At 71.3% G+C, this 707-nt stretch carries 1 protein-coding gene; it reads right to left on the reverse strand.

All coding sequences use genetic code 11. The features are described from left to right. On the reverse strand, positions 1-707 hold a 707-nt coding region (locus HCN51_RS57780), incomplete at both ends, for an ABC transporter ATP-binding protein (RefSeq protein WP_168022234.1).

A 707-nucleotide genomic window follows, 5' to 3' on the forward strand; every position in this document is an offset into this window, starting at 1 on the left:
AGGTCGGCGTAGAGGCCGTTGAGGGCCATCAGGGTGTCGTGGTCGCCTTGTTCGGTGATGCGGCCGTGGTCGAGGACGTAGATGCGGTCGGCGTAGCGGACGCTGGCCAGGCGGTGGGTGATGAGCAGGACGGTGCGGCCGTCGGCGTGGTGGCGGATGCGTTCGAACAGGGCGTGTTCGGCGCGGGCGTCGAGTGCGGCGGTGGGTTCGTCGCAGATGAGCAGGCCGGCGTCGCGGTGGAAGCCGCGGGCGACGGCGATGCGCTGCCATTGGCCGCCGGACAGCTCGCATCCGTCCTTGAAGCGGCGGTCGAGCAGGGTACGGTAGCCGTGCGGGAGGGCGGTGATGACCTCGTCGGCGCCGGCGACGGCGGCGGCGCCGTGGAGGGCGGGTTCGCCCTTGTCGGTGCCCATGGTGATGTTGTAGCGGGCGGTCAGGGGCCAGCGGGTGTGGTCTTGGGCGATGACGGCGGTGCGCAGGCGCAGGGCGTCGGGGCTGACCTGGCGCAGGTCGGTGTCGTCCCAGTGGACGGTGCCGGTGTCGGGTTCGTACAGGCCGGCCAGGATCTTGGCGAGGGTGGTCTTGCCGGAGCCGTTCTCGCCGACGAAGGCGATGACCTCGCCCTGTTTGATCTCGATGGACACCTCGCGCAGGGCGGGGGCGGCGGCGCCGGGATAGGTGAAGGTGACCTCCGTGGCGGTGACGCG

The sequence above is a fragment of the Nonomuraea composti genome, assembly GCF_012034275.1.
Taxonomy (GTDB): Bacteria; Actinomycetota; Actinomycetes; order Streptosporangiales; family Streptosporangiaceae; genus Nonomuraea; species Nonomuraea composti.